Source organism: Floridaenema aerugineum BLCC-F46, from assembly GCF_041929345.1.
Classification (GTDB): Bacteria; Cyanobacteriota; Cyanobacteriia; order Cyanobacteriales; family Aerosakkonemataceae; genus Floridanema; species Floridanema aerugineum.
In genome coordinates, this window is record NZ_JBHFNQ010000065.1 from 1 (window position 1) to 26,590 (window position 26,590).

A 26,590-nucleotide genomic window follows, 5' to 3' on the forward strand; every position below is an offset into this window, starting at 1 on the left:
TTACGTGGGGGTAGGAGGTGTGAATCTCCTAGAGGACAGGGTTCCTCGTACTAGACGACCAGTTCAGGTCGCACGTCGTCATTCATCCCCAACTAAATCGGAGATTTTAGGCAAGGGACTTCGGCCGACATTTTTGTTAAATATTATTCTACTTTTATTAAACCTGTTATGTCAACCTGTACACCATACAAGGCATAAGTAAACTTTGGCTCGCCTGGGTACGATACTAAAAATCTCGTTTTACAGGTTGACAAGTTAGGTTATACTGTGTGATTGGGGAAATGTAAACCTAAAATAGTCCCCAGATATTTGGTATCCGAATAATCAAATAGTCCAAGCCCTTGCTAACATCAGTAGAAATAACCACTTCTCCAAGCATCTTTGTCAGTGCATTTCCCCAGAAGATAAACCCTTAGTCTCTGTAATCCTCTTGAAGAATTAATTGCAGCAGACAATGCTAGTAAATTGGTAAATTGCTTAATATTAAAGGTGATCTCACATCTTGCACCATTCTCAACAAGACCTGAAAAACCGGGTTTATGAACGAAAAATCTAGGCTCTCAGGTTTAGCTATTTGCTCACCTCCGGGTTTTTAGCCCGGGTGCAAGATCTGAGTTATAGCGATCGCGATCGCATAATTCCCAGTTTTGTAAAATTAAATTACTAACCTGACCAGAGGAAAAAAGAAGAGTTTTTTGGGATTCAGATTTCAGAATCCTTATCTATGCTTAATTCTGATTGCTGACTTCTGCCGTTAACAAACTGTTACAACAAAAGAAACATCACCTGTAATTTTACAATATTTAGAGTTTTGGTATCCCGGAGTTTACAGACAGTTACAAGTGCCTTTTCAGTAAATTTTCGGAATTACTATCAAAAGCTTTGAGCTAAGATAAAATAGTATAAATTAGCTGAAAATAAAAATTTTTTTGGATGTTATGGATAGATAATACGGGATTACAAGAGGAGAATAAATTTGGGGGTTTTTGCGCCATTTTTATTACCCACGTTTAAGTGACAACTTTCATTACAGAAAGTTTTAATTGTTCCTAGATAAATTTATAGTAAAAGTCAATGATTGGCACTAAACTATGATGCCTACAAATCCCATCACAGAAAGTATGCTAGAACAAGCAATCATTTTTAATCCATTGATTGTTAAATCTGATGTTTTGCTTGCGGAAGCGATCGTCCTGATGAGCGCAGCACGAGCAACCTGCTGCTTGCTTGACGATTCTGGGGTAGAGAAAAATCTTTTGCAAACAAATGCCCGTGCCAGTTGTTTACTGGTTATGGAAGAAAATCGATTGGTGGGTATTTTGACGGAGCGGGATATAGTGCGTCTGAGTGCAGACGGGCAACCTTTTACTAACCGAACGGTTGCGGAAGTAATGACTCGTTCTGTGATTACCTTACCCAAGATTGAGTTTACCAATATCTTTGCAGCGCTACATCTTTTACAACGGCATCAGATCCGGCATCTCCCGCTGTTTGACGATCAAGGACAGGTGATCGGATTACTCACCCATGAAACCCTGCGGCAACTGCTACGTCCGGTAGATTTATTAAGGTTGCGCTTAGTCTCAGAAACGATGATATCTGAGGTGATCGCTGCTGCACCAGAAACCTCAGTTTTGGAGATTGCGCGGCTGATGACAAAGCATCGAGTCAGTTCAGTGGTGATTGTTGAAACTCAGGAAGCAACAACTGAATTAGTGCTTGTTCCTGTGGGAATTATCACTGAAGGGGATATTGTGCAATTTCAAGCATTGAATTTGGACTTTAACCAGATTCAGGCGCAAAGAGTGATGAGTACTCCCTTGTTTGCTGTTCACCCATCTGATTCGCTGTGGACAGTGAAAAGTTTAATGCAAGAAAAAAGATTGAGTCGGGTGGTAGTAACGGGCGACGCTGATGAGTTACTAGGTATTGTCACCCAAAGTACTTTGTTGCAAACACTGAACCCACTAGAAATGTATAACTTAGTGGAGGTGTTGGAGAAAAAGGTTTGTCATTTACAAGCCGAAAAGGTGGAATTGCTGGCAAAGCGCAATCTAGAACTGGACTTGCAAGTGCAGCAACGAACAGCAGAACTGCGGAAAAAGACTGAACGAGAAAAGCTTTTGAGTGTTATCGCCACTCGGATTCGCGCTTCTCTAGAATTACCAAAAATACTTGATACTGTAGTCACGGAAGTTCAGCAGTTTTTGCAGTGCGATCGCGTCTTAGTCTACCAATTTAATCAGGATTGGAGTGGCACTGTCACTGCTGAAGCCGTGCTACCTGGGTGGAGATCTGCACTGGGTAATACGATCGCAGATTGTTGTTTTCCAGACAAAGCTCACCAAGTCTATGCTGAAGGGAAAAAGCAATCAGTTTCTAACATTTATCAAGTAGGTTATGTAGAGTGTCATATTCAATTGTTAGAAAGCTATCAGGTAAAAGCAAATCTGGTTGTACCTATTTTAGTAGAACAGCAACTTTGGGGGTTGTTAATTGGGCATGAATGTAAGAGCGATCGGATTTGGGAATCCAATGATTTAGAATTTTTGGATAGAATTGCGGTGCAGGTGGCGATCGCGATCCAACAATCTCACGCTTACGAAAAAGCCCAACAAGAAATCACAGAACGACGACAAGTAGAAACAGCCCTCAAAAAAAGTGAAGCAACCAACCGAGCTATTATTCAAGGAATTCCTGATTCGTTGATCCGAATCAACAGCCGGGGAGAGTATCAAGATTTTCTCAGTGGTGAAGCAGCGAAGGTAATACAACCGCAAAGAAATACTCGCAGAGCATCTGTTTGGGATTTTCTTCCCGAACACTTAGCAACTCAACGATTACACTATACTAATCTGGCATTGACTAGCGGTCAATTACAGGTTTATGAACAGCAGATTGAGATCAACGGTAAATCATTTGAAGAAGAGATTCGGATTACGCCGCTCAATGAAGAAGAAGTTTTAGTCATTATTCGAGACATTACTGATCGCAAACAAGCAGAAGCAGCATTTCAAAGTTTAGTTGAAGGGGTAGCGGCGATCGCTGGGGAAAACTTCTTTGCCGAGTTAACGCAGTATATTGCCACAACTTTACAGGTTCGCAATGTGATGATCTCCAAACAACAGGGCGATCGGATGGAGAGTTACGGGTTTTGGGCAGATGGTCAACTTCAACCCAACACAACCTACCCTTGTGACGGTACTCCCTGTGCCCTCACCATGCAGTTTGGTAAGTATAGCTGCCTTTTCGGGCTGCAAGAGCAATTTCCTGATAACTCAGCGCTAAAAGTATTAAAAGCAGAATCCTATATTGGGGTTGTCCTCAAAGATACAGAGGGCGTGACTATTGGTTCTTTGTGCGTGATGGACGATCGACCTTTCACCAATGAGCGTCTTTTGGTTGATATGCTGCGAGTTTTTGCGGTGCGAGTTAGTTCCGAACTGGAAAGGCAAAGGGCGATCGATGCTTTGAAGCAACTCAATGAGGAACTAGAAGATCGAATTGCACGACGCACGATCGAGCTACGGCAAAGCGAGGAACAATTTCGCCACATTTTTGAACAAAGTCCTGTGGGGATTGCCATCTCGGATCTGGAAGGGCAAGTAAACCGTGCTAATTCTAGCCTTATGCAGATTACGGGCTATTCCAAAGCGGCTTTATTGCAAAAGTCAATAATGGATCTTCTTTCTCCCGATGGGCAACAACAAGTTATACAACAGCTGAAACAATTGCTGGAAAAAACTCTTGCTATCACCACATTTGAAACAGAACTTGTTTCTGCTCAAGGTCAAACGATCTGGGTTAATGTCACCAGTGCTTTGATTCTTAATGCCTTTGGACGACCATCAGGAATGATTCACTTGATTGAGGATGTCAGTCAACGCAAACAGGCACAAGCAGAACTGATCGATCTCACTACTTTACAGCAAGCTATCCTGAACAGCACAGATTATTCGATCATTTCTACCGATTCAACAGGGATTATTCATACTTTTAATGTGGCGGCTCAACGGATGCTGGGCTATACAGCCCAGGAGGTTGTGGGAAAATTAACTCCTGAGTTCATTCACGATCGCGCCGAAGTACACAAACGGGCAACTGTTCTGTCAGAAGAAAAGGGCAGACTGATTGAACCTGGATTTGAGGTATTTGTTGCCAAAGCGCGTCAGGGAATTAGCACTGAAGAACAGTGGACTTACATTAGGAAGGATGGCTCTCGTGTTCCTGTTTTGTTGTCTGTGAGTGCATTACGCGATCCACAAGGACAAATTACCGGATTTCTTGGCATAGCAAAAGACATTTGTCGGCAAAAACAAGCTGAAGAGAAATTGCACCAAACTCTCCAAGAATTATCTGACTTTAAATATGCGCTCGATGAAGCGGCAATTGTCGCGATCACTGACGCGACAGGTGTAATCACCTACGCTAATCAGCGATTTTGTGAGATCTCAAAGTATTCTCGTGAAGAATTGATTGGCACTTCCCATCGGTTAGTGAACTCTGACTTTCACCCCAAACAATTTTTTACACAGATGTGGAAAAGAATCAGCCAAGGGGAACCTTGGCGGCGAGAAATCCAAAATCGAGCCAAAGATGGCACTTACTACTGGGTTGATACAACCATTGTTCCCTTCTTAGATCACCAAGGCAAACCGATTCAATACTTAGCGATTAGCACGGATATTAGTTCCCGTAAACAAGCTGAATTCCAAGCAGAATCTCTCAATAATCGGTTGCAGTTTATCTTGTCTTCTAGTCCAGCAGTCATCTATACCTGTAGAACATCAGGTAACTACAGCGCCACCTCAGTCAGTCAGAATGTGACAACTTTACTAGGCTATGAACCAAGTGAGCTTTTAGGAGAATCTAATCCTTGGCTCAAACTGATTCATCCTGAAGAGAAATCTAAGACTGTCTCGGAATTCTCAACTGTATTTGAACAGGGACACAAAGTTCTGGAATACCGTGTTTTACACAAAAATGGTATTTATCGCTGGATACGGGATGAGATGCGTCTAATTTACAATTCCCAGGGAAATCCAGTTGAGGTGATCGGGTCTGTTACTGATATTACCGATCGCAAGCAAATGGAGCTTGAATTAGAAGAACTAACTATTTCCCTTCAGAATGCAATGGAAGGGATTTCCCGGTTAGACAAACAGGGACGATATGTTTCTGTGAATCCGGCATACTCTCAACCTTGTGGCTATGAACCAGAAGAACTTGTGGGTGTCGATTGGCAAAAAACAGTGCATCCCGAAGACATCCCTTTAATGGTAGCTGCTTACAAAACCATGCTGGAACGGGGGAAAGTAGATGCAGAAGCCAGAGGCATCCGTAAAGATGGTTCGCTGTTTTATAAACAGGTGACAATGGTGACGGCATTGGATCGGAATGGTCAATTTAATGGTCATTACTGTTTCCTGAAGGATATTACCGATCGCAAACTCACCGAAGAAGCTTTGAAACGTACTGTGAGTGCGATCGAAGCAGCCATTGATGGCATTGCCATATTAAAGGGTGACACCTATACCTATCTCAACAAATCACATACCGAAATGTTTGGCTATACCGATGCCAACGATCTGATTGGTAAGAGTTGGACAACCTTATATTCTCCCGAAGAACTTAGTCGGATTCAACAAGAAGTGTTTCCGGTGCTGATGCAGCAACATTTTTGGCAAGGAGAAGCGATCGCCATTCGCAAAGATGGTAAAACTTTCAATGAGGGGCTGTCTTTAACAATTACCGAACGTGGGGAATTAATTTGTGTTTGCCGAGATATTACCGAGCAAAAGCAAGCGGAAGCAAAAATTCGCCAAGCAAACGACCAACTATTGTTAACTAATGCAGAATTGGCTAGAGCAACCCGTCTGAAGGATGAGTTCCTAGCAAATATGAGCCATGAATTACGGACTCCGTTAAATGCGATTTTGGGAATGACTGAAGGTTTGCAAGAGCAAGTGTTTGGGGATATTAGCGATCGTCAGCAACAAGCTATCCAAACCATTGAACGCAGTGGTAAACATTTGCTGGAATTGATCAACGATATTCTAGATTTATCAAAAATTGAATCTGGCAAACTGGAGTTACAAATAGCTCCCGTTAGTATTAGTTACCTCTGCCAGTCGAGTTTGACATTTGTTCGGCAACAAGCAATTAAAAAGAATATTCAACTCACCTCAGAAGTGCCTCAAGGGTTATCTGATATTGCCGTTGATGAGCGCCGCATCCGCCAACTTCTAATTAATCTGCTCAACAATGCTGTTAAATTCACCCCTGAACGTGGCAGTGTCAAACTAGTTGTACAAACAGAGCAACAACCAGAACAATCTTTTCTAATTTTATCGGTGATCGATACGGGGATTGGCATTGCTCCAGCAGATATGAGCAAGTTGTTTCAATCCTTTGTCCAGATCGACAGCAGTCTGAATCGCCAATATGCAGGGACGGGGTTAGGGTTATCGTTAGTTCGCCGACTGGCAGAATTACATGGGGGTGTTGTAACCGTAACTAGTGAGGTAGGGCGGGGTAGTTGTTTTACGGTTCGATTACCATACCTGACTACACCAAGGGGAATTTCAACACCAACGCTCCCACCAATCAATGTCTGTAGCCTGTCCTCTGAAAACCTAAGAGTATTGATTATTGACGATTCTTCGGCTTCAGCAGCGCAAATAACTCGATATCTCAATGAAGTTGGCATGGAAGTTTTTGTTTATTCTCATGGCGAAGGAGCGATCGAAGAAGTTCTGCGAATTAACCCAGCTTTAATTATTCTGGATATTCAGTTACCCAATCTTTCCGGTTGGACAATCCTCAACCAACTGAAAATACGTCCTCGAACCCAGAATATTCCGGTTGTGGTGGTTTCGGTTCTGGATGAGCGATCGCGGGGGTTGTCATTAGGTGCCGTAGAACACCTGGTTAAACCAATTACGCGGACTCAACTACACAGGGTTTTGGAACAATTACGAGATCCGCAACAGAGTCAAGAAAAGCCAGCACAGCATCATCAGACAAGGGATGCGCTGATTGCCTCCGAGAGTGTAGGTAGTGCGTTGGCACCCCAAACATCTGTAACTCAAGCAAAATCTTCTCCCAAAATTTTGTTAGCAGAAGACAACGAAGCTAGCGTTGTCACTATTTCCAGCTACCTGAAGGCTAAAGGTTATCGTCTAGTGCTAGCAAAAAATGGAGAAGAGGCTATTACTCTTGCCAAAACTGAAAATCCCGATTTGATTCTCATGGATATCCAAATGCCAAAGGTAGATGGGTTAGAAGCGATTCGGCAAATTCGGGCCCTGCAACAGTTCAGATACATTCCGATCGTGGCCTTAACAGCACTGGCGATGCCCAGCGATCAAGAAAAATGTATTGCAGCCGGAGCAAATGAATATTTCCCTAAACCTGTGAAGCTCAAACCACTGGTAGAGAAAATCCAAACTTTGTTAGTTGAAACTTAGTAAGTGAGGCTATGAATTAAAAATGGAAGAGTATCCTTCGATTCTCGTCATTGATGATGAACCCGATAATTTTGATGTAATTGATACCTTGCTAGACAACAGGGGTTATCAATTGAACTATGCCTCTAATGGTGAACAGGCACTAGAACTGCTCCCATCGTTTCAGCCGGATCTAATTTTGCTAGATGTAATGATGCCAAATATGAGTGGCATTGAGTTCTGCCAAAAGTTTAAGGCAAATACTCGCTGGCAGCATATTCCTGTAATCATGGTAACGGCACTGACTAATAAAGAAGATTTGTCTCAGTGTTTGACCGCAGGGGCAGATGATTTTATTAGCAAACCTGTGAATGGTTTAGAATTGCGGGCTAGAGTGCGATCGATGTTGCGAATCAAGCAACAATACGATTCTTTACAAGACACTCTTCGTCTGCGCGAAGACCTTTCGAGAATGGTGATTCATGATTTACGCAATCCTCTGAGCAGTATCGTGCTAGCCACAGAGATGATGCTCATGCCCAACTTTTCACCGGAACGCAAAGAGCAGAAACTTAATCAAATTATTACAGCTAGCCAACAGTTGCAGTCTTTAATTGATAGTCTGCTGCTAATGGCAAAATTAGAGTCAGGAAAAATGCTGCTAAGTCCAGTAGAAATCGATCTTTGCGCTCTGTGTAACTCAGTAGTCAACGATCTAAGTGCTATTGCAGCCCAAAAAAAACTGGAGTTAGTGCTTCACTTACCTGAACCGGGTCATTATGTAAACGTCGATGTTACCTTATTTCGTCGAATTCTGGAAAATTTGTTATCCAATGCGATGAAATTTTCACCTTCAGGTAGCAGCATTATATTAAAAGCTGATTATCCCGCACCCGAAATTGCCAGAATTCAGGTGATTGATTCCGGCTCAGGTGTAGACGCTAAATTAAGAGAAAGTATTTTTGAGAGATACGAGATTGGAACTCTCATGAAAGGTGTTTCTCAGATTGGTTTGGGGCTTGCCTTTTGTAAAATGGCTGTTGAAGCTCATGGTGGTCAAATAAGTGTTGAAGATAATTACCCCAAAGGTGCAATTTTCACGATCGATCTCATTACACCTGTTGCGGAATTACGATGAAACCGTTTTGCCTCTACCCGTTCATGAACTTTAGCTACAAGGAAGTTTAGTAACTAGCAAAAACGATTAAAATCCCCAAAATTAAGCAAAATACACTAAAACCGAAAGCAAAAATACTACATCCTTTCTGTTGTTTTGCAACGGATTCCTTTTCTTGAAGCAACTGTTCTTCGGATTTGTGAGTAATTATAAATTGACCTTCTGGGTTGAGGGGATGCTGAATTACTAAACTCCCCTGACTATCGCTGACTTCTCCCAATATATAAACTTTCGTATCTACAGGCAAAATATATTCATTATATTGATAACCTAAAATGCGTTTGTTGTCAAAAGTTTGAGGGTTAACATTACAGCTAAATTGACCACTATATAGAGTAGGATTCCCTTGATATTGTTCGTAGCTATCTACTACCTTGATTAAGTCAACATTGGCTCTATTAGGATTAACTTCAATTCGACCTGTTTCATCTTCTAAGAAAAAGTTTATTTGCAGACTACTGTTGGCTAAAATTGTCGAACCTTGGCGAGTTTTACGCTGTTCGTTACCCTCGTTGTCGGTTTCATAGTAAGTTTCTTCGTAGGTTTCTAAAACTGTCATCTGAGCATATACACAAGGACGCTGGGAGAGTTGTGCGATCGTGGGATTATTAGAGCGAATCATCCCTTTCACCTCAACTTGTTCGCGAAAAGATCCACCCTTACCGAGTTCTTTGGCGATCGCATCTCTGAGGTGTTGTAGTTCGCCCACTGTAGATGTTTCAGTGCTCTTAATAGATCTAATGTTCTCTAAGGTTTCTCTTCGTCCGAAAATGAAGGCGATCGCTGTAATCAGAGATAACAAACTAAAGACCAAAAGGATCGCACCAAAAATAAACATGATCTAATGCTCCATTTTAGCCATAGCCTGCAAGTGACCTTACAAGTGTATGAATATTTGTTCTCACACTGCTACTGTAGCAATTTCTTCGGGAGTGAGGTGAGAATGCAATACTTGACCGTCGCGGAACCAAACGATGCGCTTGGTTTGTTTTGCTACTTCTGGTTCGTGAGTTACCATGACAACTGTAATCCCACTTTCATTTAATTCTGTAAAAATATCCATTACTTCTTGGGTAGTTTTAGAATCTAATGCGCCTGTGGGTTCATCTGCTAATAATAATACTGGGCGGTTGACTATGGCGCGTGCGATCGCCACCCGCTGCTGCTGTCCCCCAGAAAGCTGATTAGGTCGATTATTCAATCTTTTAGCTAATCCCACTTTCGTCAGTGCTGTTACCGCACGTTCTTTTCTTTCCGCACTTGGAACACCTGCATAAACCATCGGTAACATGACATTTTCCATCGCCGTTAATTGGGGTAAAAGGTGGAATTGTTGAAAGACAAACCCTAATTTTTGATTGCGAATTTTCGCTAATTCTGCATCTGGTAATTGGGAAACATCTACTCGATCTAAATAATAGCTACCGGAGGAAGGGCGATCGAGACAACCGATAATATTCATTGCTGTCGATTTCCCCGATCCCGAAGCACCCATAATTGAGCAATATTCGCCTTCTTCAACTACTAAGTTAACTTTTCGTAGTGCTTGGACTTCTGTATCGCCACTACCGTAAATTTTGCTAATGTCTTCTAATCGAATAACTACTGGTTTAAGCATAATTTTTGGGGATTGGGGATTGGGGATTGGGGATTGGGGATTGGGAAAGGTTTGAGTTGTGAGTTGTGAGTTTTGAGTTACAAGAAAGTTTTAAGTTCATTAATTTCTCCTTGTCTCCTTTTCTGTGTGTACCCAGTACCCAGTCTCCAGTCCCCAGTACCCAATCTAAGCGCTTCTCAAAGCGACAATTGGATCTAGTTTAGCGGCGCGTTGTGCGGGGACGACACCGAAGAATAAACCGATACCGCCAGAAATTCCGACAGCTAGGACGATCGCCACTGGTGAAATTCCTGCTTTTAAAGGTGTTAAAGCACCAACTAATGTGACTCCACCTACACCAATTATAGTTCCGACGATACCACCAGCAGCAGAGAGAATTATTGCTTCAATCATGAATTGAATTAGGATGTCTTGCTGAGTTGCACCGATCGCTTTTCTCAACCCAATTTCCTGAGTTCTTTCAGTTACAGAAACTAGCATAATATTCATTACGCCAATTCCGCCGACGAACAGAGAAATTCCGGCGATCGCCGCTAACATTAAAGTTAAAGCGCCTGTAATTGTTCCGACAATTTGCAGCACATCTCTTTGAGTTCTGACGGTAAAATCATCTTCTACAGTAATTTTATGACGCAATCTTAACAAATTACTAATTTGAAATTGCGCTGCACCAATGCTGTTAGCATCTCGCGCCGAAACTGCAATAAAATCTACTTCTGTTCCGTAAGGAGAAGTTCTTCCTCTCAGGCGATTTGCCATTGTAGTCAGAGGAATAAAAACTGTATCATCTTGGTTACTTCCTAAGAAAGAACCCTTTTGTTCCATTACCCCAATTACCAAAAAACTAAGATTTCTAATCCTAATTTTTTCCCCGATCGGGTTTTGATTACCAAATAGTTTACCAACTACATCATATCCGAGAACTGCTACTTGGTTGTTACTTTTCAAATCTTGATCGCTAAAAAATCTACCTCTAGCTAAATCAAAACTGCGGACTGGTAAAAATTCTGGAGTAGCGCCAATAATTTGGGTGTTGGTATTCTTATTACTATAAACTACAGGTAGACGGCTTTGAATTTGCGGGGCTACCTCTGTAATTGAGGGTACTTGATTTGCGATCGCTTTGGCATCTTCTAACACCAAAGTTTTGGGAACATCCCGATTCCTTTGGGCGTTTTGATTACCCGGAATGATAAACAAAACATTTGGGCCAAGGGATTCAAACTGCTCTGATGCTAACCTTTGAGCACCTTGTCCAATTCCCACCATAGCAATTACTGAAGCATTACCAATGATAATGCCCAGCATCGTTAACGTGCTACGTAATTTGTTTGCAACTAATGTAGTAGTTGCCATTTTCACGCTTTCTACAATATCCATTTCACAAGTTAATTAAACAACGTGGTTCATAAAAATCTTTTTCCCGAATTATGTAGGTACAAGGCGGACAATAAACGATCGTCTCTGCCAAAATCTTAATGATGCCGTGTCCCTACGGTTATGGTTTAATTTTTTTCCGGTCTTTGGGCAAATCAATATATATTTGTTCGCCTTCTTTCAAACCTTCTAAAACTTGAGTTTGGTCTTGAATTGTGGAACCGATAGTTACCGGACGAAAGACAGATTTGTGATTTTCACCTGGTAGTAAGACACCAGTTTTTCCGTTTTCGGTAACGATCGCCACAGTCGGCACCATTAAAGCACCGCTAACTTGTTTTCCCAGGAAAGTTAAATCCACATTCATTCCCGATTTTAACTCTTCTAAACCTGTAACTAATTCCACTCTGACTTGGAAAGAAGTAACATTTTGATCGACAATTGCTTCAGGAGCAATTAAGCGCACTTTGCCCTTAAATACTTGATCGGGATAAGCATCAGCGACAACTTCTACAGGTTGTCCTTGTTTAATATTCCCGATATCTACTTCAGGAATTTTAGCGAGAATTTCTAAACCGCGTGCGATCGCAACTACCGAAGTTGAAGTTGCCGAAGCACTAGTAGAAGCCGAAGTTGTTGGCGTAACAAAAGCCCCGATAGTCGCGTATCTTTGGGTGACAATTCCATCAAAAGGAGCGCGGATAATCGTATCATTTAATTGTACTTGAATTTGTTGCACTCTGGCTTGGGCTTCTTTCACTCCTGCTTCTGCTTGAGCAATATCTTCCGGGCGAGAACCTGCAATTAATAAATCTAAAGCCTTTTGTGATTCTCTTACCGCTGCTTGTCTTTGAGCAATTACTTCCGATCGAGTACCTCTTTGCAACATTGCCAAAGCTTCTTGGGCTTCTTCAACCGCTGCTTGACGTTGCGCTATTTCGGCTGGAGAAGTGCCATTTTGTATTTGTACTAATCGCCGTCTTGCTTCTTCTAAATTCGCCGTTGCGCTGCGATATTCGGAAATAACTTCCTGCAATCTATCCGCAGAAATTGCCCCTTGAGTTGCCAAACTTTGATTAGCTTTTAAACGTTGATTTGCTAAATCTAACCTAGCTTGGGCGGCTTGAACTTGGGCTTGAGTTTGGGCAATTTGTTGGGGATTTCCAGTTTGTGTTGCTGTTAATTGGGCTTTAGCTTGATCTAAGCGAAATCTCGCTTGGGCGATTTCTTCTGGGCGACTTCCGGCTCTGGCTTCTGCTAACTGGGCTTGGGTTTGTGATAATCTGGCTCTAGCTTGAGAAATCTCTTCCGGGCGATTTCCGGCGCGAATTTCTGCTAACTGAGCTTGAGCTTTTGCTAAGGCTGCTTTTGCTTGGGCTAGTTGCGCCTGAATGTCCGCATTATCCATTCTGGCAATGATATCGCCTGCTTTTACTTTGTCGCCTTGTTCAACGAGTAACTCAGCGATTCTTCCGGCAGTTTTGGGGCTGAGGTTAACTGTTTGGATTGGAACTACTGTACCGCTGGCAGTAATTCGCAGGGTAATTGTTTTAGCTTCAACTGGGACGGTTACTTGCGCTGTATCAGTCTTAGGCGTTACCCGATTGACTACCACGTAAGTTCCAGCTGAAACGCTCAATAGTCCGGCTGCGATTAATGCCGCAACCCAAGGGATTCGCTGGTCAGTTTTTTTACCAATAAACGGGATTTGCATGATTTGTAATTATGTAATCAGAACGACTAGGAATATGGGAATTACTCAGAAAATAAAAATATGCTCAAGGGGATTCATATAGATTTGATTCTGATCTGAGCAAAGTATATCGGTAGTTTTGACGCAAAAAGACACACTAATAGGTCAGTTTACTTCATTATTCTTAATAGTAGCGATTTTAGCAATTGGGCGGGATCGGTCGATCGGGTATTTTGTGGGCTAGATCCCCGACAACTTCTGCTTTCGTCGGGGATCTGAGCGCGGGATCTGGGCGTGAGAACTTGTCCGTAATAATGAAGTAAAGTATCGTTAAACTAAACTGACGACATCTTCTGACTTCGAGGCTGTACTGTGCCAACCAAACGCAAACCTTGGTTTCATCTTTTATTCATCTTCGGGATTTGGAGCGCGGCTGTACCAGCTTTTGGACAGGCGCTTGTTCCCCATGCGCTGCAACTGGACACCTCTGTGTTGGAGCAGCAAGGGTTGAGCTTAGCACAAGAAGCTACTCAGTTGGCGCAATTCCAACAATATGAATTAGCATTAACCCGTGCCCAATTAGCAACACAGCTTTCCCCCAAAAATTACCAAGCTTGGTTTCTGCTGGGTGGATTGTATATCCAGAACAATCAGTTGGACAAAGGAATTGTGGCGCTCAAACAAGCTCAGTCTTTAAAGCCTGACGAAGCGGCTATTTTCTTTGCTTTAGGTTCTGCATACTTCCAGCAGGAAAAGTATGATGCTGCGGTTGCTGCCCTAAAAGATGGCTTAAAACTTAAACCAAATTCTGCTGAAGCTTTATTTGATTTGGGAAATGCTTATTACAAGTTAAAGCAATTTCCCCAAGCTTTGGACAGCTACCAAAGATCTGTCAAAGCTGATGCTAAATTCTGGCCTGCAATTAATAACATCGGGCTGGTTAAATATGAACAGGGTAATGTCGATGCCGCTATTGGGCAATGGCAAAAAGCCCTGGCTATTGAAAAGGATGGTGTAGAACCTAAGTTAGCGATCGCCGTCGCCCTCTACACGAAAGGCGATCGGGAAAAAGCTTTAGCTTTAGGAGAAGCTGCGATTAAGAGTGACGATCGTTATGCCGATCTGGAATTTTTAAAGCAAAATCTTTGGGGCACTCGCTTAATTAGCGATACCCAAAAGTTTCTCGCTACTCCCAGAATGCAAGCTACGATCGCTCAAGGTTCTGGGCCTCAATCCTCTGAACCTCAAAAAGCACCTCGCTAGGGACTCTGGGAGATGGGGGGATGGGGTGATGGGGTGATGGGGGGATGGGGAGAATTAAATTTTACCTTTCCCCTGGAACCTCTGGAGCCCCTGGAACCCCTGGAGCCTGCAAAAAAGCTTAACTTTACACTATAATTTTTTCGCTCGGTTTGAGTAAAGTTATTGCTGAATTGACCTAAAAGTAGTACATAAGTACTAGAAAACCTAAATTAGAATTACCATCTTATGAATCAGACAGACAAAATAGTAATAAGTTGTTCGACATTTAAACTGGATAAATTGGAAACAGGAAAAAATAGCTCAAATCCTCTACCCTGCCTGCTGCTGCGAGAGCTCCCCTAGAGAAGGAATGGTTCAGGTAGGCTAGTGTAAGAGTATCTGAGGTATTTATTAAGTTATGTTTTGAGAGTCTTTAGGTAGTAGAGCCATAATCTGATCTACGAATTCTTGATGATCGACCACAGGTTTAGAAATATAGCCATCGGCACCGCTTTGTTTGAGGAAGTTTTCCCGATCTCCCTCCATCGCGTGAGCCGTTACCAAGATCACAGGCAATTTGGCAGTTTGAGGATCGGCCTTTAACATTTGGGTAATTTTAATCCCATCCACAGATTTACCTTGGTAACTGCTGTTCTGTAGAGAAACATCCATCAAAATTAAGTCAGCCTGACCATTCTGGGCAATTTGCATTACTTCGTCTACATTTTCAGTCCCCTTAACTTCTAAACCACCCCGCTTGGTAAGAATCTTCGAGAAAACGCGGAGGTTAATTGGATCGTCTTCAACTATTAGAACAGTTTTCATTTTGGTTTCCTTTTGCCTAAATTCAGAATAAGACAGTATTGGCTATGCCGTTTGATACTACTGTGAAAATTGTTAATTTCGCACCCATCTATTTATTTTCCGTAATCATTAAGGAACATTGACTCATGGCAAAACAGTTAAACATACTCTCTTCAGGACAGATTATCACTACGGCTCTGCATACAGAGATGCAAAGGTCTTATCTTGAATATGCCATGAGTGTGATTGTCGGTCGAGCGCTCCCGGATGTTCGAGATGGGTTAAAACCTGTACATCGCCGGATTTTGTATGCGATGCACGAGTTGGGATTAACGCCCGATCGACCTTACCGGAAATGTGCCCGTGTAGTTGGAGACGTTTTAGGTAAATATCACCCTCACGGCGACCAAGCAGTTTATGATGCTTTGGTGCGAATGGTGCAGGATTTTTCCTGCCGTTACCCTTTATTGGCAGGTCATGGGAATTTTGGTTCAGTAGATAATGACCCCCCAGCGGCGATGCGTTACACTGAAACACGCCTTGCACCGATTAGTCATGAGGCGATGTTGAGTGAGATTGGCGAAGCTACAGTTGATTTTATCCCTAATTTTGACAATTCCCAGCAAGAACCTGTAGTTTTACCTGCTCAATTACCTATTCTATTACTTAATGGCTGTGCTGGGATTGCGGTGGGGATGGCGACTAATGTTCCTCCTCACAATTTGGGCGAGTTGGTAGATGGGTTAATTGCTTTAATTGATGATGCTAATCTCTCTGATGATAAGTTGTTGGAGTTGATTCCGGGGCCTGATTTTCCCACTGGGGGCGAAATTGTCGGGAGTGAGGGAACTCGCGAGGCTTACACTACAGGAAAAGGGACAATTACGGTGCGGGGAATTGCCAAGATTGAGGAAATTCAAATTGGCAAAGGTCGTCAGCGCCAAAGGGGAACGACGCGAAGTGCGATCGTAGTGACTGAGTTACCTTTCCAAGTCAATAAGGCGGCTTGGATTGAAAAGATTGCTGAGTTGGTTAATCAGGGTAAAATTGAGGGGATTGCGGATATTCGGGATGAGAGCGATCGCGAAGGAATGCGCGTAGTAATCGAACTAAAACGCGATGCTAGTCCGCAAGAAGTTCTAGAAAATTTATACAGACAAACAGCGCTGGCGACTAATTTTGGGGCGATTTTGTTAGCTTTGGTGGAAGGACAACCTAGACAGCTAACTTTGCGGGAAATTTTACAGGAGTTTCTCAGTTTCCGGGAACAAACTCTGACTCGACAATATAGCTATGAATTAGAACAAACGGAAAGACGTTTGCATTTAGTTGAAGGTTTAATTTCAGCTTTAGAAAATTTAGATGCAATTATTGAGATTCTGCGAAATGCGCCTGATGGATCGACGGCAAAAGTTACTTTTCAAAGTCGGTTTAATTTTAGCGATCGCCAATCTGATGCTATTTTAGCTATGCCTTTGCGTCGGTTAACTGGTTTAGAACGTCAACAATTACAACAGGAGTTAGCGGAACTTACAGAACGAATTCAACATTTACAGAGGTTGTTGAGCGATCGACATGAATTACTCAAAGCTTTGAAAAAAGATTTGCGTTCTTTGAAAAAGAAATATTCCGATCCGCGACGCACTCGCATTTACAATCCCAAAGTCACTAAAACCGAAACCAAGAAAACCCCAGAAAAGGAAAATAGAACTACTAGAGAACGCCGCCGAGATCAACCAAAAACGGAAGAGGCGGAAGGACAACTTTCCTTATTCACTCCCCTAACTTCAACCACTCCTGAAGAAGCAAATTTGGAAATAACTTACAAAGGTTATATCAGAAGATTGGGTAAAAATGGCAGTAAATCTAATTTGAAATCAGCCGATGATGTAGTTGTAAAAACTTTCTCTACAACTACAGAAGCAGATTTAATAGTTGTAACTGGTAGCGGTAAAGCTTTCCCTGTCAAAGTTGGAGAAATTCCGCCCACTTCTGGACAAGCAAAAGGTACACCATTAGTTAGTTTGTTACCGCAAGCTAAGGAAGTTCCCGAAACTTTGGTGGGATATTTTATTGCACCTTCAGCGTCAGATTCCAGTAGTGTGGTTGTGGTGAGTCAACAAGGACGAATTAAGCGGTTAGTAAGTTCTGAATTCGCTAATTTAACTCGTCGGGGTTTAACAGTTTTAAAACTGAAGGATGATGACCAATTATTGTATGCTTTGCCGACAAATGAACGCGAAGAAATTGCTTTAGCTACCACAGGCGGACGCATTTTGCGCTTCTTACTCAACGAAGAACAATTACCTCTAATGAGTCGATCTGCTGGGGGTTTACAAGCATTAAGATTAACTCGCAATGAACAGTTAATTGGTGCAGTTAGTATCAATCAAGATGATAACTTGTTGATAGTAACTCATTTAGGTTATGCCAAACGATTACCAATTAGTGCGATTCGTTTAGCTAATTTAGGTGATATTGGTACGCAAGCTTTACAATATACCAGCAAATCAGATACTTTGATTGGCATGATTGAAGTAATTCCCGAAACTAAAGCATTGCTGTTAACTGATACGCCAAGGATGGTAAATTTGGCTGTGGAACGGATTCCTTTTTGGGGTAAGGATGGAACTGGCGATCGCATTAACAAACTCAAAGAAGAGGAAAAAGTTTTAGGTTTAGTAATAGTTGAGGGATAATGCGTATTCTGGCTATTGGTGATATTCATGGTTGTGCGATCGCTCTCGATCATCTTCTTTCTGTAGTACAAATACAGCCAGAAGATCAAATCATTACTTTGGGTGATTATGTAGATCATGGCTTAGATTCAAAAGGAGCGATCGAGCGATTAATTACTCTTTATGAAACTGGACAACTAATAGCTTTACGCGGAAATCATGAGCAAATGATGCTGAATTGTCGTCATGATGGGAAAATATCAGGGTGGTTGCAAATGGGTGGAAAGGCGACTCTATCTTCTTACTCAACTTCTGAACAACTTAATTTGCTTAATGTTCCTGATAGTCATTGGAATTTTTTAGCAAATAAATGTGTAAATTGGTACGAAACAGATAACCATTTATTCGTCCACGCTGATGCCGATCCGAATTTGCCATTAGCTGAACAACCTGAAATTATCCTATTTTGGGGATTGAACGATCGTCCTTTGCCACACTTTTCGGGTAAAACAATTGTTTACGGACACCAAAGTTTAGAAAGCGGTTTACCCTTGAATATCGGTTATGCTATTTGCATTGATACTTTAGCTTATGAAACAGGTTGGTTAACTTGTTTAGATGTGGAAAATGGTACAGTTTGGCAAGCAAATCAAATTGGTGAAACCCGCAAATTTTCAATAGATCAATGCCTGAATGCAAAATAAATTGAAAAGCAGAATATGGGAATAAATTATGGCACAAGTTGTTTTAGAAAATGTCTATAAAAGTTTTTCCGAAAGCAAAGTAATTGAAGAACCGAAAGCAGAAAAAGGAAATGATTCTCTCTCATCTACTCCCGTCTTACGCCGCATTAATTTGACGGTGGAAGATGGGGAATTTATGGTGTTAGTTGGCCCTTCTGGTTGTGGTAAAAGTACTTTATTGCGGTTAATTGCGGGATTGGAAGAATTAACAGGCGGTAATATTTGGGTGGGAGAAAGATTGGTGAACGATCTACCACCAAAAGAACGCGACATCGCAATGGTATTTCAAAATTACGCTCTCTATCCCCATTTAACTGTTTATGATAACATCGCTTTTGGTTTGCGGCGAATGAACCGTAGCACAGGCATCTTGCCTGTCAATCCAGGGGAGAAAATTGTCCAATTTAAAGAAGATTTGTTAGTCAGAGTAACTAAGTCTTTACCCAAAGGTTTGCGTTATCTTTCGGAACGGGAGAAAGCTGTTCAGAAGCAAGTAAAAAATGTGGCGCAGTTATTACAAATTGAGTCGCTGTTGTCACGTTTACCAAAGCAACTTTCTGGGGGACAAAAACAACGGGTAGCTTTAGGACGTGCGATCGCCAGAAATCCCCAAGTTTTCTTAATGGATGAACCTTTATCAAATTTAGATGCGAAATTAAGGGCGGAAACTCGCGCCCAAATTGTCAAATTACAAAGACAATTGGGTACTACTACTATTTATGTGACTCACGATCAAACGGAAGCGATGACGATGGGCGATCGCATTGCGGTAATGAATCAAGGTCAATTACAACAATTAGCTAAACCTTTAGAATTATACAACAGTCCAGCTAATATGTTTGTGGCGCAATTTATTGGTTCTCCACCAATGAATTTTATTCCCGTACAATTCCAAGCGCCACTATTAATTAATCATCCCCAATTTCGTTTAACTTTACCGGAAATTTGGGAATCTGCTTTGCGAAAGTACGATCGCCAATCCCTAATTTTAGGCATTCGTCCCGAACATTTTAATCTCAGCATTCCTGCACCAGAAAATTTACAAGTAGAAGTAGATTTGGTGGAAGCGTTAGGAAACGAAACTCATTTATCAGTTCACTTGCTGGGTGAAACTAACCCGAATTTGACTCTACAAGTGCGAGTTCCACCGGAAAGACAAGTAAGTATTGGTGACAAAATCTCCTTAGCGTTGCAAAGTAAAAAAATTCATTTATTTGACTCTGAAACTAACTTAGCTATCTTTCCCAGAGATTAGTAAGATTTTTAAGTTTCTTATTCAAAAGTAAAGTTATGCTTTGATTACATAACTTTTTTGTAGAACTAAGGACAATCCATGTAAGTCGATCTACCTAAAACCTGCTTCCCATCAGTATCAGGTGGTTTTGTATGGTCGGAAAAGTCAGTAAAATTAGCTATCAAAGCTAATTGAAAATATTTCCCAAATACTGTAATTTGTAAACATAAACAAAAGAAATAAACCCAACTAAAACAATGACTTTATCAGAACTAAAGCCGGGTAGTTTGGCGATCGTAGAAAGCGTACAACTTAGCCGTCACGGTCAAGGATTAGCTAAACGCTTAGAAGCAATGGGAATTGTTCCTAACAGACCAATTCGAGTTTTACGGCAAGCTTGGTTTGGTGGGCCTTTGCACATTCGAGTCGGTTCTACTACTGAAATAGCTATTAGAAGAACTGAAGCGAAAATGGTATTGATTCAGACAATGGAAGCGACAAATTAAGCTGAAAATAGTTAAATTCAGCTATAGCAATCCTTAATGATTTTTTGAACCACAGAGACGCAGAGGACGCAGAGAGAAGAAAGAGTTCATAACCTAAATAGGATTGCTCAATCATTAAGTTACTAAGTTTTGCAGGTGAAATTATGAACTGTCATTCAGATGCTACTGCTGTAAAAACCGCTAAAGCAGTAAAAAGAGTTGCTCTGATTGGAATGCCGAACACTGGAAAATCAACGTTGTTTAATAGGTTGACAGGTGCAACGGCTTTTGTGGGAAATTGGCCCGGAGTGACGGTAGATTTATTACAAGCTCATATCAATATTAATAATGAAACTGTAGAGTTTGTAGATTTACCAGGAATTTACGATCTCAAAGGTTTTTCTGAGGATGAAAAAGTCGTTCAGCACTTTTTAGAAAACTTTGGCGTTGATTTAGTTGTTGTTATTTTAAATGCTGCCCAAATTGACAGACAAATTCGTTTAGCTTGGCAAATTAAAGCTTTAGGTTTGCCAGCAATTATTATTCTCAATATGGCAGATGAAGCCAAGCATTATGGTGTGGAAATTCAGGTAAATGAGTTAGCGAAACGCTTAGAGTTACCTGTTTTTATGATGAGTGCTAAATATGGCAGAGGATACGAAAGAGCTTATCGGGCGATTTGTCAACAATTAGCAGAAAGTTTTCCTACTAATCGGAAAGCTTGCTTATGTGAAGAGGTGAATATTTCTATTGAAGAGATAGAAAATATTCTCACAGGTGCGGTACAAATGCCTTCACAGATGGCAGTTAATATTACTCAGCAGATCGATCGCTTTTTACTACATCCAATCTTAGGTTTACCCTTATTTTTTGCGGGAATGTTCGCAGTGTTTTGGGTAGTCTGGAATGTGGGATTACCTTCCCAAGACATCATGGATCAAATCACAACTTGGTTACAAACTAATGCCATTGAACCATTAGTTAGTCCCTTACCGCAATTAGCCCAAGATTTTATTGTTAATGGACTTTGGGGCGGATTAGCAACTGTCGCTTCTTTTGTGCCATTAATTGTATTGTTTTTCATGATAATGGCAGTTTTAGAAGATAGCGGTTATTTATCTCGTTCTGCCTATTTAATGGATGCTTTCATGGCAAAATTAGGGCTAGATGGACGCAGTTTTGTCATGCAAATGATGGGATTTGGCTGCAATGTTCCGGCTTTAATGGGAACTAGAGTCATGCGTTCTAAGTCGCTGCGACTATTAACAATGTTAGTCATTCCTTTTTCGTTATGTGCGGCGAGATTGCAAGTTTTTGTGTTTATTATTGCGGCGGTTATTCCTAATGGTAATGGTGCTTTAGTGTTATTTTCTTTGTATCTCCTTAGTTTTGTAGCTGCCATAGTTACGGCTGCACTTTTCCAAGGATTATTTAAAAATGAAGAACCTTTTGTATTAGAATTACCTCCTTATCGAGTCCCAACTTTAAAGCACGTCTTCTTCAGAGGTTGGGGAGAAGTAAAAGAGTTTTTGACTAGGGCTTCTGGTTTCATTACTTTAGGTTGTGTCGCCGTTTGGGTAGTAACAAATTTGCCTCCAGGTGCAACAGGATTAAACACAATTGGTGGACAAATCGGACAATTTTTAAGTCCAATTATGGAACCAATTGGCATTAATCCCTATTTAACTTTAGCTTTGTTATTTGGCGTAATTGCTAAAGAAGTTGTGGTAGGTTCTTTAGCTGTAATCTACGCATTGGGTGAAGATGCAGTAACTAGCCAAATTGCCGGAACAGTTACTTTTATTCAAGCCTATAGTTTCTGTATTTTCTGTTTGCTTTACACTCCCTGCTTAGTCACAACAGCGACATTATTTAATGAAGCTAAAACTTGGAAATTCACTGTATTTGCTTTAGCTTATTCCTTGGGTTTCGCTTGGCTGGCTAGCTTCATTTTCTACCAAAGTGCCTTAGCTTTAGGCTGGAGATAATCCGAGTTAGTTACCTCATATAGCCAGTCTAAATGATTCGTGAACAAGACTTTTTTTGAACCACGTTCGCGTAGCGGTGCGTAGCAGTTAGACACGAAGAACACGAAGAAAGAAGAGAGAATAAGAAATTTTAACAATTGATTTAGACTGGCTATATATCTTCTCTCTCTTCTCTCTGCGCTCTCTGTGTCTCTGCGGTTCATTAGAAAGGATTTAGTATTAAATTTAGATTTTCGATTTTAGAGAGTTGTAATTTTAGAATCGAAAATCTAAAATGTCTTGCGGTGAAGTTAAAGGGAAGTTTTAACAAAAATGGGTAATAAAGAAACAAGTCAAACAAGCAGTATTGAATTAGTACAAGCGATCGCAGGTTGCATCCAACTAAAAGCCAATGATGCTGCTAGTAACTTATGGTTAAATATGTTAGGACAACAGTTACAACAGCAAAAAGGTGTTTGTGCTGTTCAAACTGACGAAGCAACTGGCAATTTAATTATTATCTTCGATCCGCGAGTTCTCACCTTACCTTCAATGTTAGATATTCTGCAAAAATGGGGGGTAAGTGGGATAACTCCGCCGCAAATGTCGCCGGAAAAACAAGTTGGTAATTTTTTGTATCAACATCCGAATGTAGATGCTTTATTACCAATGATTGCTGGCATGATTGTAACAGAAGCATTGCGCCTCAATGGTGGTTGGGGAATGTTGGTAAATTTGATGACGGCGAGTTTAACTCGACAAGTATTAAATCAAATCGAAGCTGCTTCTATCTCTGTTTCTCCAACAGAAAATAGTAGTTCAGAAACTATATTAATTCAGCCAGAAGCGATCGCAACTTCCCCCCAAACAACCACTTCTGAAACTAACTCAATTGAGATAGTTCATACAATTCCCGGTAGAATTCGTTTGCGAGTACCAAAGTTAGTAAAAAATGCTGAATATGCGAAACAATTGCAAGAAGTTTTCAGCACAGATTCGTCTGTAACTAATCTTCGCATTAGCGATCGCGTTGGTTCAGTCGCAATCAGTTATTATACAAATGGGATGCCGGATGCAGCTGTGCGCGATCGTTTAATCGCTTTAGTAAAATCGACAGATTCCCCCGCAGAAGAACCAGAAAATTTAACTGATTCTCCTGCAATATCCGTTCCCAATGTAGAGAGTAATAACAATTCAAATTCTGCAATTACAGTAACTCAACCATCAGATTTTAGTAGTAATTGGCAAGACTTAAAACCAGGAATAGCGTTAGAGTTGCTGAATTCATTTTTAACAAAATTTACATGAACGACGTAAGTCATAAAGGAAATGTAGAGATGGCAAATTCAGTAATTTTAGACAGGGTGAATTTAAAAACTAATCAAATAGAAACTAACGTTATAATTCAGCCTTCTACATCTGTTTGTAGTTTAGTTCATGCAGTTCCCGGTAGAGTGAGGTTTCGCGTACCTAGACTCAGTAAAGATCCGCGATATGCCAAACGTTTGCAAAAATCAATGGAAGCATTAAAGGGTGTAACTAAAGTAAGAGTTAACCCTGATGCTGGTTCAATTGCGATTAATTATACAACGAAACTACACTCCGAAATTGAAATGCGATCGCTCTTAGCGAGTCACATTCAAAACATGGATTTGCGGGTAACAAACACAGAATTACCCAAAGTAATTAAACCAGAAATTGAAAAATCAGAAACAGAAGAATCCTTTGATTGGTCTGATTTAACTTTACCAGCAATAGCGACAATTTTAGCATTATTAAGAACTACTTTTCGCGTTCCGATTCCCCAAATTGTAGTAGCAAGTTCCGTAATAGCCGCCGGATTACCTGTAGCAAAAAGAGCGGGAGAAAGCTTAGTTAAAGAAAAGAAATTAAACATAGATTGTTTAGATGTTTTAGCGTTAGGTGCTTCCTCAATGCAGGGAGATTGGTTAACCCCAGCATTATTATTATTGTTACATGAAACTGGGGATGCAATACGCGATCGCACCGCCCGTTCTTCTGCTTGTGAAACCGCCGATCTTTTGGATAGTTTAAGTCACTTTGCTTGGGTAGAGGAAAAGGGCGAAATTCGCCAAGTCGCCGCTACAGAAGTCAAAGTTGGTGATACCGTTGTCGTTTATCCAGGGGAACAAATTCCGGTTGATGGGAAAGTAATTAAAGGAGAAGCTGCGATCGATCAACAAAGATTAACTGGCGAATCAATGCCAGTCGTGAGAAGATTAGGAGAAAGCGTTTTTGCTTCTACTTTAGTGCGATCGGGTAAAATTTATATTGAAACCCAACGAGTCGGAAAACAAACTCGCGCAGGCGCAAGTATCGAATTAGTAAAACAAGCGCCAGTTCACGATACTCGAATGGAAAATTATGCCTCAAATGTAGCCGATAAAGCCATTTTACCAGCCTTAGCTTTAGCAGGTGCAACTTGGGCAATTACTCGTGATTCTACTAGAGTTGCTTCGATTTTAAGCTTGGATTTTGTCACAGGAATTCGCCTCGCAATTCCTACCACATTTTTAGCCGCAATCAACCATGCAGCGAAACACGGAATTTTAATTCGTAGCGGTAGAACTTTAGAACAATTAGCGAAAGTCGATACAATTGTTTTTGATAAAACCGGAACTTTAACTCAAGGAGACTTGCAAATTGTTGAAGTTGATACTGTTAGCGATCGCACCACTCCAAAACGACTTTTACAACTAGCAGCATCCGCCGAACAAAGGTTAACTCATCCCTTAGCAGAAGCAGTAATTCACTATGCAGAATCGCAAAACGTAGAGATTTTGCCAAGGGAAGAATTGCAATTTGATGTAGGTTTAGGAGTCAGTGCAGAAATTGACGGCGAAAAAGTTTTGGTAGGAAGCGATCGCTTTTTACGCAAACAAGGAATTAGCATCGACTGTTTCTATGAAAAACATCCTTGTATTTTAGGAAAATGTAACTCGCGCCATGAAGATTGTCCAATTTCCGCCGATTCTTCCGTAATGTACATCGCCAGCAACGGAGAATTTCAAGGAGTATTAAAATATGCTGATCCTTTGCGAATTGAAACCAAAACCGTGTTAGAAAAATTAAGATCGCGCTATGGTTTAGAGATACATCTCTTAACAGGTGATAACCAAGCCAGAGCCAATGCAGTAGGGCGAGAATTAGCCATGACAAACGAACAAATTCACGCCGAAGCTTTCCCGGAAGTCAAAGCCGAAATTGTCCGTAAATTGCACGAATCAGGTAAAACAGTCGCCTTCGTGGGAGATGGTTTAAATGATTCAGTGGCGCTTGCTTATGCAGATGTTTCAATATCCTTTGCAGGAGGTTCCGAAGTCGCCAGAGAAACCGCCGATGTAGTATTAATGAATAACGAATTGTGGAGTTTGCTAGATGCGATCGCGATCGCCAAAGAAACCATGCAAATCACCCACCAAAATATTGGTCTTTCAGTAGTACCAAATCTCGCCGCGATCGGGATAGCATCAACAATTGGACTAAACCCATTATTAGCCGCAGTCGTGCATAATGGTTCTGCGATCGCCGCCGGAGTCAACGGTTTAAGACCTTTATTAGTTCATCGTTACACTTCCACTATTAATAGTAGCGAACATTGATAAATAAAATTGTTTTTAAACCACAGATGAACACAGATGAAAGAGGAGGAAATTATGCCTTTTGATTGGAAACAATTACAAATTAAAAATCGGGGACAGGCGATCGCGATCGGTGTTGGCGTAGTAGCATTAGCACCAATAGTACTTCCCGTAGTTGCTAAAGCTGGGAAAGCGATCGCCAAAACCACAATTAAAACCAGTTTTGAACTTTACGAAAAAAGCAAAGACACCGCAGCAGAAGCCGTAGAAGTTTGGGAAGATTTAGTAGCAGAAGTAAAAGCCGAATTAGCCGCTGAAAAACAGGTGGATTCTAGCGATCGAACCAACAATTCTTGAACTATAGATTGAAAGTTAGTTAACTCAACTATCGCTATTCCTCACTTCTTCTGTTGATATCCAACTTTCCAAAGAGAACTCCCGCACTTGGAGCATTCTTTGAAAATCACTATCAGCTTTGTTATTAGGCGAAAAGAAGTAGTTAAATTAGATTTGGTATAAACT

At 41.2% G+C, this 26,590-nt stretch carries 16 protein-coding genes; 11 read left to right on the plus strand and 5 right to left on the minus strand.

The window, feature by feature from the left end:
• Window positions 1-1,091 precede the first annotated feature (1,091 nt).
• The gene (locus tag ACE1CC_RS08530) at window positions 1,092-7,469 is read left to right on the plus strand and encodes a PAS domain S-box protein (RefSeq protein WP_413270043.1); all 6,378 of its coding nucleotides are present in this window, start codon (window positions 1,092-1,094) and stop codon (window positions 7,467-7,469) included.
• Between the two features lie 22 nt (window positions 7,470-7,491).
• Window positions 7,492-8,586: a hybrid sensor histidine kinase/response regulator gene (locus ACE1CC_RS08535; RefSeq protein ID WP_413270044.1), complete on the plus strand. Its 1,095-nt coding sequence runs from the start codon at window positions 7,492-7,494 to the stop codon at window positions 8,584-8,586.
• Window positions 8,587-8,632: 46 nt separating this feature from the next.
• Here the strand turns inward: ACE1CC_RS08535 and ACE1CC_RS08540 are convergent, their stop codons facing one another.
• The 4 genes from ACE1CC_RS08540 to ACE1CC_RS08555 all read right to left on the minus strand — a co-directional run bounded on the left by ACE1CC_RS08540 (window position 8,633) and on the right by ACE1CC_RS08555 (window position 13,334).
• Window positions 8,633-9,463 carry an E3 ubiquitin ligase family protein gene (locus tag ACE1CC_RS08540; protein ID WP_413270045.1) on the minus strand — a complete coding sequence of 277 codons (831 nt, stop codon included), beginning with the start codon at window positions 9,461-9,463 and terminating at the stop codon, window positions 8,633-8,635.
• A 63-nt stretch (window positions 9,464-9,526) separates the two neighbouring features.
• Window positions 9,527-10,243, minus strand: a complete 717-nt coding sequence (locus tag ACE1CC_RS08545) for an ABC transporter ATP-binding protein (protein WP_413270046.1) — start codon at window positions 10,241-10,243, stop codon at window positions 9,527-9,529.
• Between the two features lie 165 nt (window positions 10,244-10,408).
• Window positions 10,409-11,623, minus strand: a complete 1,215-nt coding sequence (locus ACE1CC_RS08550) for an ABC transporter permease (RefSeq protein WP_413270047.1) — start codon at window positions 11,621-11,623, stop codon at window positions 10,409-10,411.
• A 118-nt stretch (window positions 11,624-11,741) separates the two neighbouring features.
• Entirely contained in the window at window positions 11,742-13,334 is a 1,593-nt protein-coding gene (locus ACE1CC_RS08555; RefSeq protein WP_413270048.1) for an efflux RND transporter periplasmic adaptor subunit, read from the minus strand.
• Window positions 13,335-13,685: 351 nt separating this feature from the next.
• Here ACE1CC_RS08555 and ACE1CC_RS08560 point away from each other — a divergent pair, with 351 nt between their 5' ends.
• Complete coding sequence (locus ACE1CC_RS08560) at window positions 13,686-14,576, plus strand: tetratricopeptide repeat protein (RefSeq protein ID WP_413270049.1); 891 nt, start codon at window positions 13,686-13,688, stop codon at window positions 14,574-14,576.
• Between the two features lie 390 nt (window positions 14,577-14,966).
• On the opposite strand, the gene ACE1CC_RS08565 is transcribed toward ACE1CC_RS08560, so the two are convergent.
• Window positions 14,967-15,380 carry a response regulator gene (locus ACE1CC_RS08565; protein ID WP_413270050.1) on the minus strand — a complete coding sequence of 138 codons (414 nt, stop codon included), beginning with the start codon at window positions 15,378-15,380 and terminating at the stop codon, window positions 14,967-14,969.
• A 125-nt stretch (window positions 15,381-15,505) separates the two neighbouring features.
• Between ACE1CC_RS08565 and ACE1CC_RS08570 the strand changes: the two genes are divergently transcribed.
• The 8 genes from ACE1CC_RS08570 (at window position 15,506) to ACE1CC_RS08605 (ending at window position 26,425) form a co-directional block, all read left to right on the plus strand.
• On the plus strand, window positions 15,506-18,058 hold the full coding sequence (locus ACE1CC_RS08570) for a DNA gyrase/topoisomerase IV subunit A (RefSeq protein WP_413270051.1): 2,553 nt from the start codon (window positions 15,506-15,508) through the stop codon (window positions 18,056-18,058).
• Window positions 18,058-18,741 (plus strand): metallophosphoesterase family protein, encoded by a 684-nt coding sequence (locus tag ACE1CC_RS08575; RefSeq protein ID WP_413270052.1) that lies wholly within the window; start codon window positions 18,058-18,060, stop codon window positions 18,739-18,741. Before ACE1CC_RS08570 ends, ACE1CC_RS08575 begins: the two co-directional genes overlap by 1 nt.
• A gap of 28 nt (window positions 18,742-18,769) precedes the next feature.
• On the plus strand, window positions 18,770-20,035 hold the full coding sequence (locus ACE1CC_RS08580) for an ABC transporter ATP-binding protein (RefSeq protein ID WP_413270053.1): 1,266 nt from the start codon (window positions 18,770-18,772) through the stop codon (window positions 20,033-20,035).
• A gap of 236 nt (window positions 20,036-20,271) precedes the next feature.
• The gene (locus ACE1CC_RS08585) at window positions 20,272-20,520 is read left to right on the plus strand and encodes a FeoA family protein (protein WP_413270054.1); all 249 of its coding nucleotides are present in this window, start codon (window positions 20,272-20,274) and stop codon (window positions 20,518-20,520) included.
• Window positions 20,521-20,663: 143 nt separating this feature from the next.
• Window positions 20,664-22,487: a ferrous iron transport protein B gene (feoB, locus tag ACE1CC_RS08590; protein ID WP_413270055.1), complete on the plus strand. Its 1,824-nt coding sequence runs from the start codon at window positions 20,664-20,666 to the stop codon at window positions 22,485-22,487.
• A 312-nt stretch (window positions 22,488-22,799) separates the two neighbouring features.
• Window positions 22,800-23,774 carry an HMA2 domain-containing protein gene (locus tag ACE1CC_RS08595; RefSeq protein WP_413270056.1) on the plus strand — a complete coding sequence of 325 codons (975 nt, stop codon included), beginning with the start codon at window positions 22,800-22,802 and terminating at the stop codon, window positions 23,772-23,774.
• A 29-nt stretch (window positions 23,775-23,803) separates the two neighbouring features.
• A complete protein-coding gene (locus ACE1CC_RS08600; protein ID WP_413270057.1) occupies window positions 23,804-26,089 on the plus strand; it encodes a heavy metal translocating P-type ATPase in 2,286 nt (761 codons plus the stop codon).
• Between the two features lie 54 nt (window positions 26,090-26,143).
• Window positions 26,144-26,425, plus strand: a complete 282-nt coding sequence (locus tag ACE1CC_RS08605) for a DUF5132 domain-containing protein (RefSeq protein ID WP_413270058.1) — start codon at window positions 26,144-26,146, stop codon at window positions 26,423-26,425.
• Window positions 26,426-26,590 lie beyond the last annotated feature (165 nt).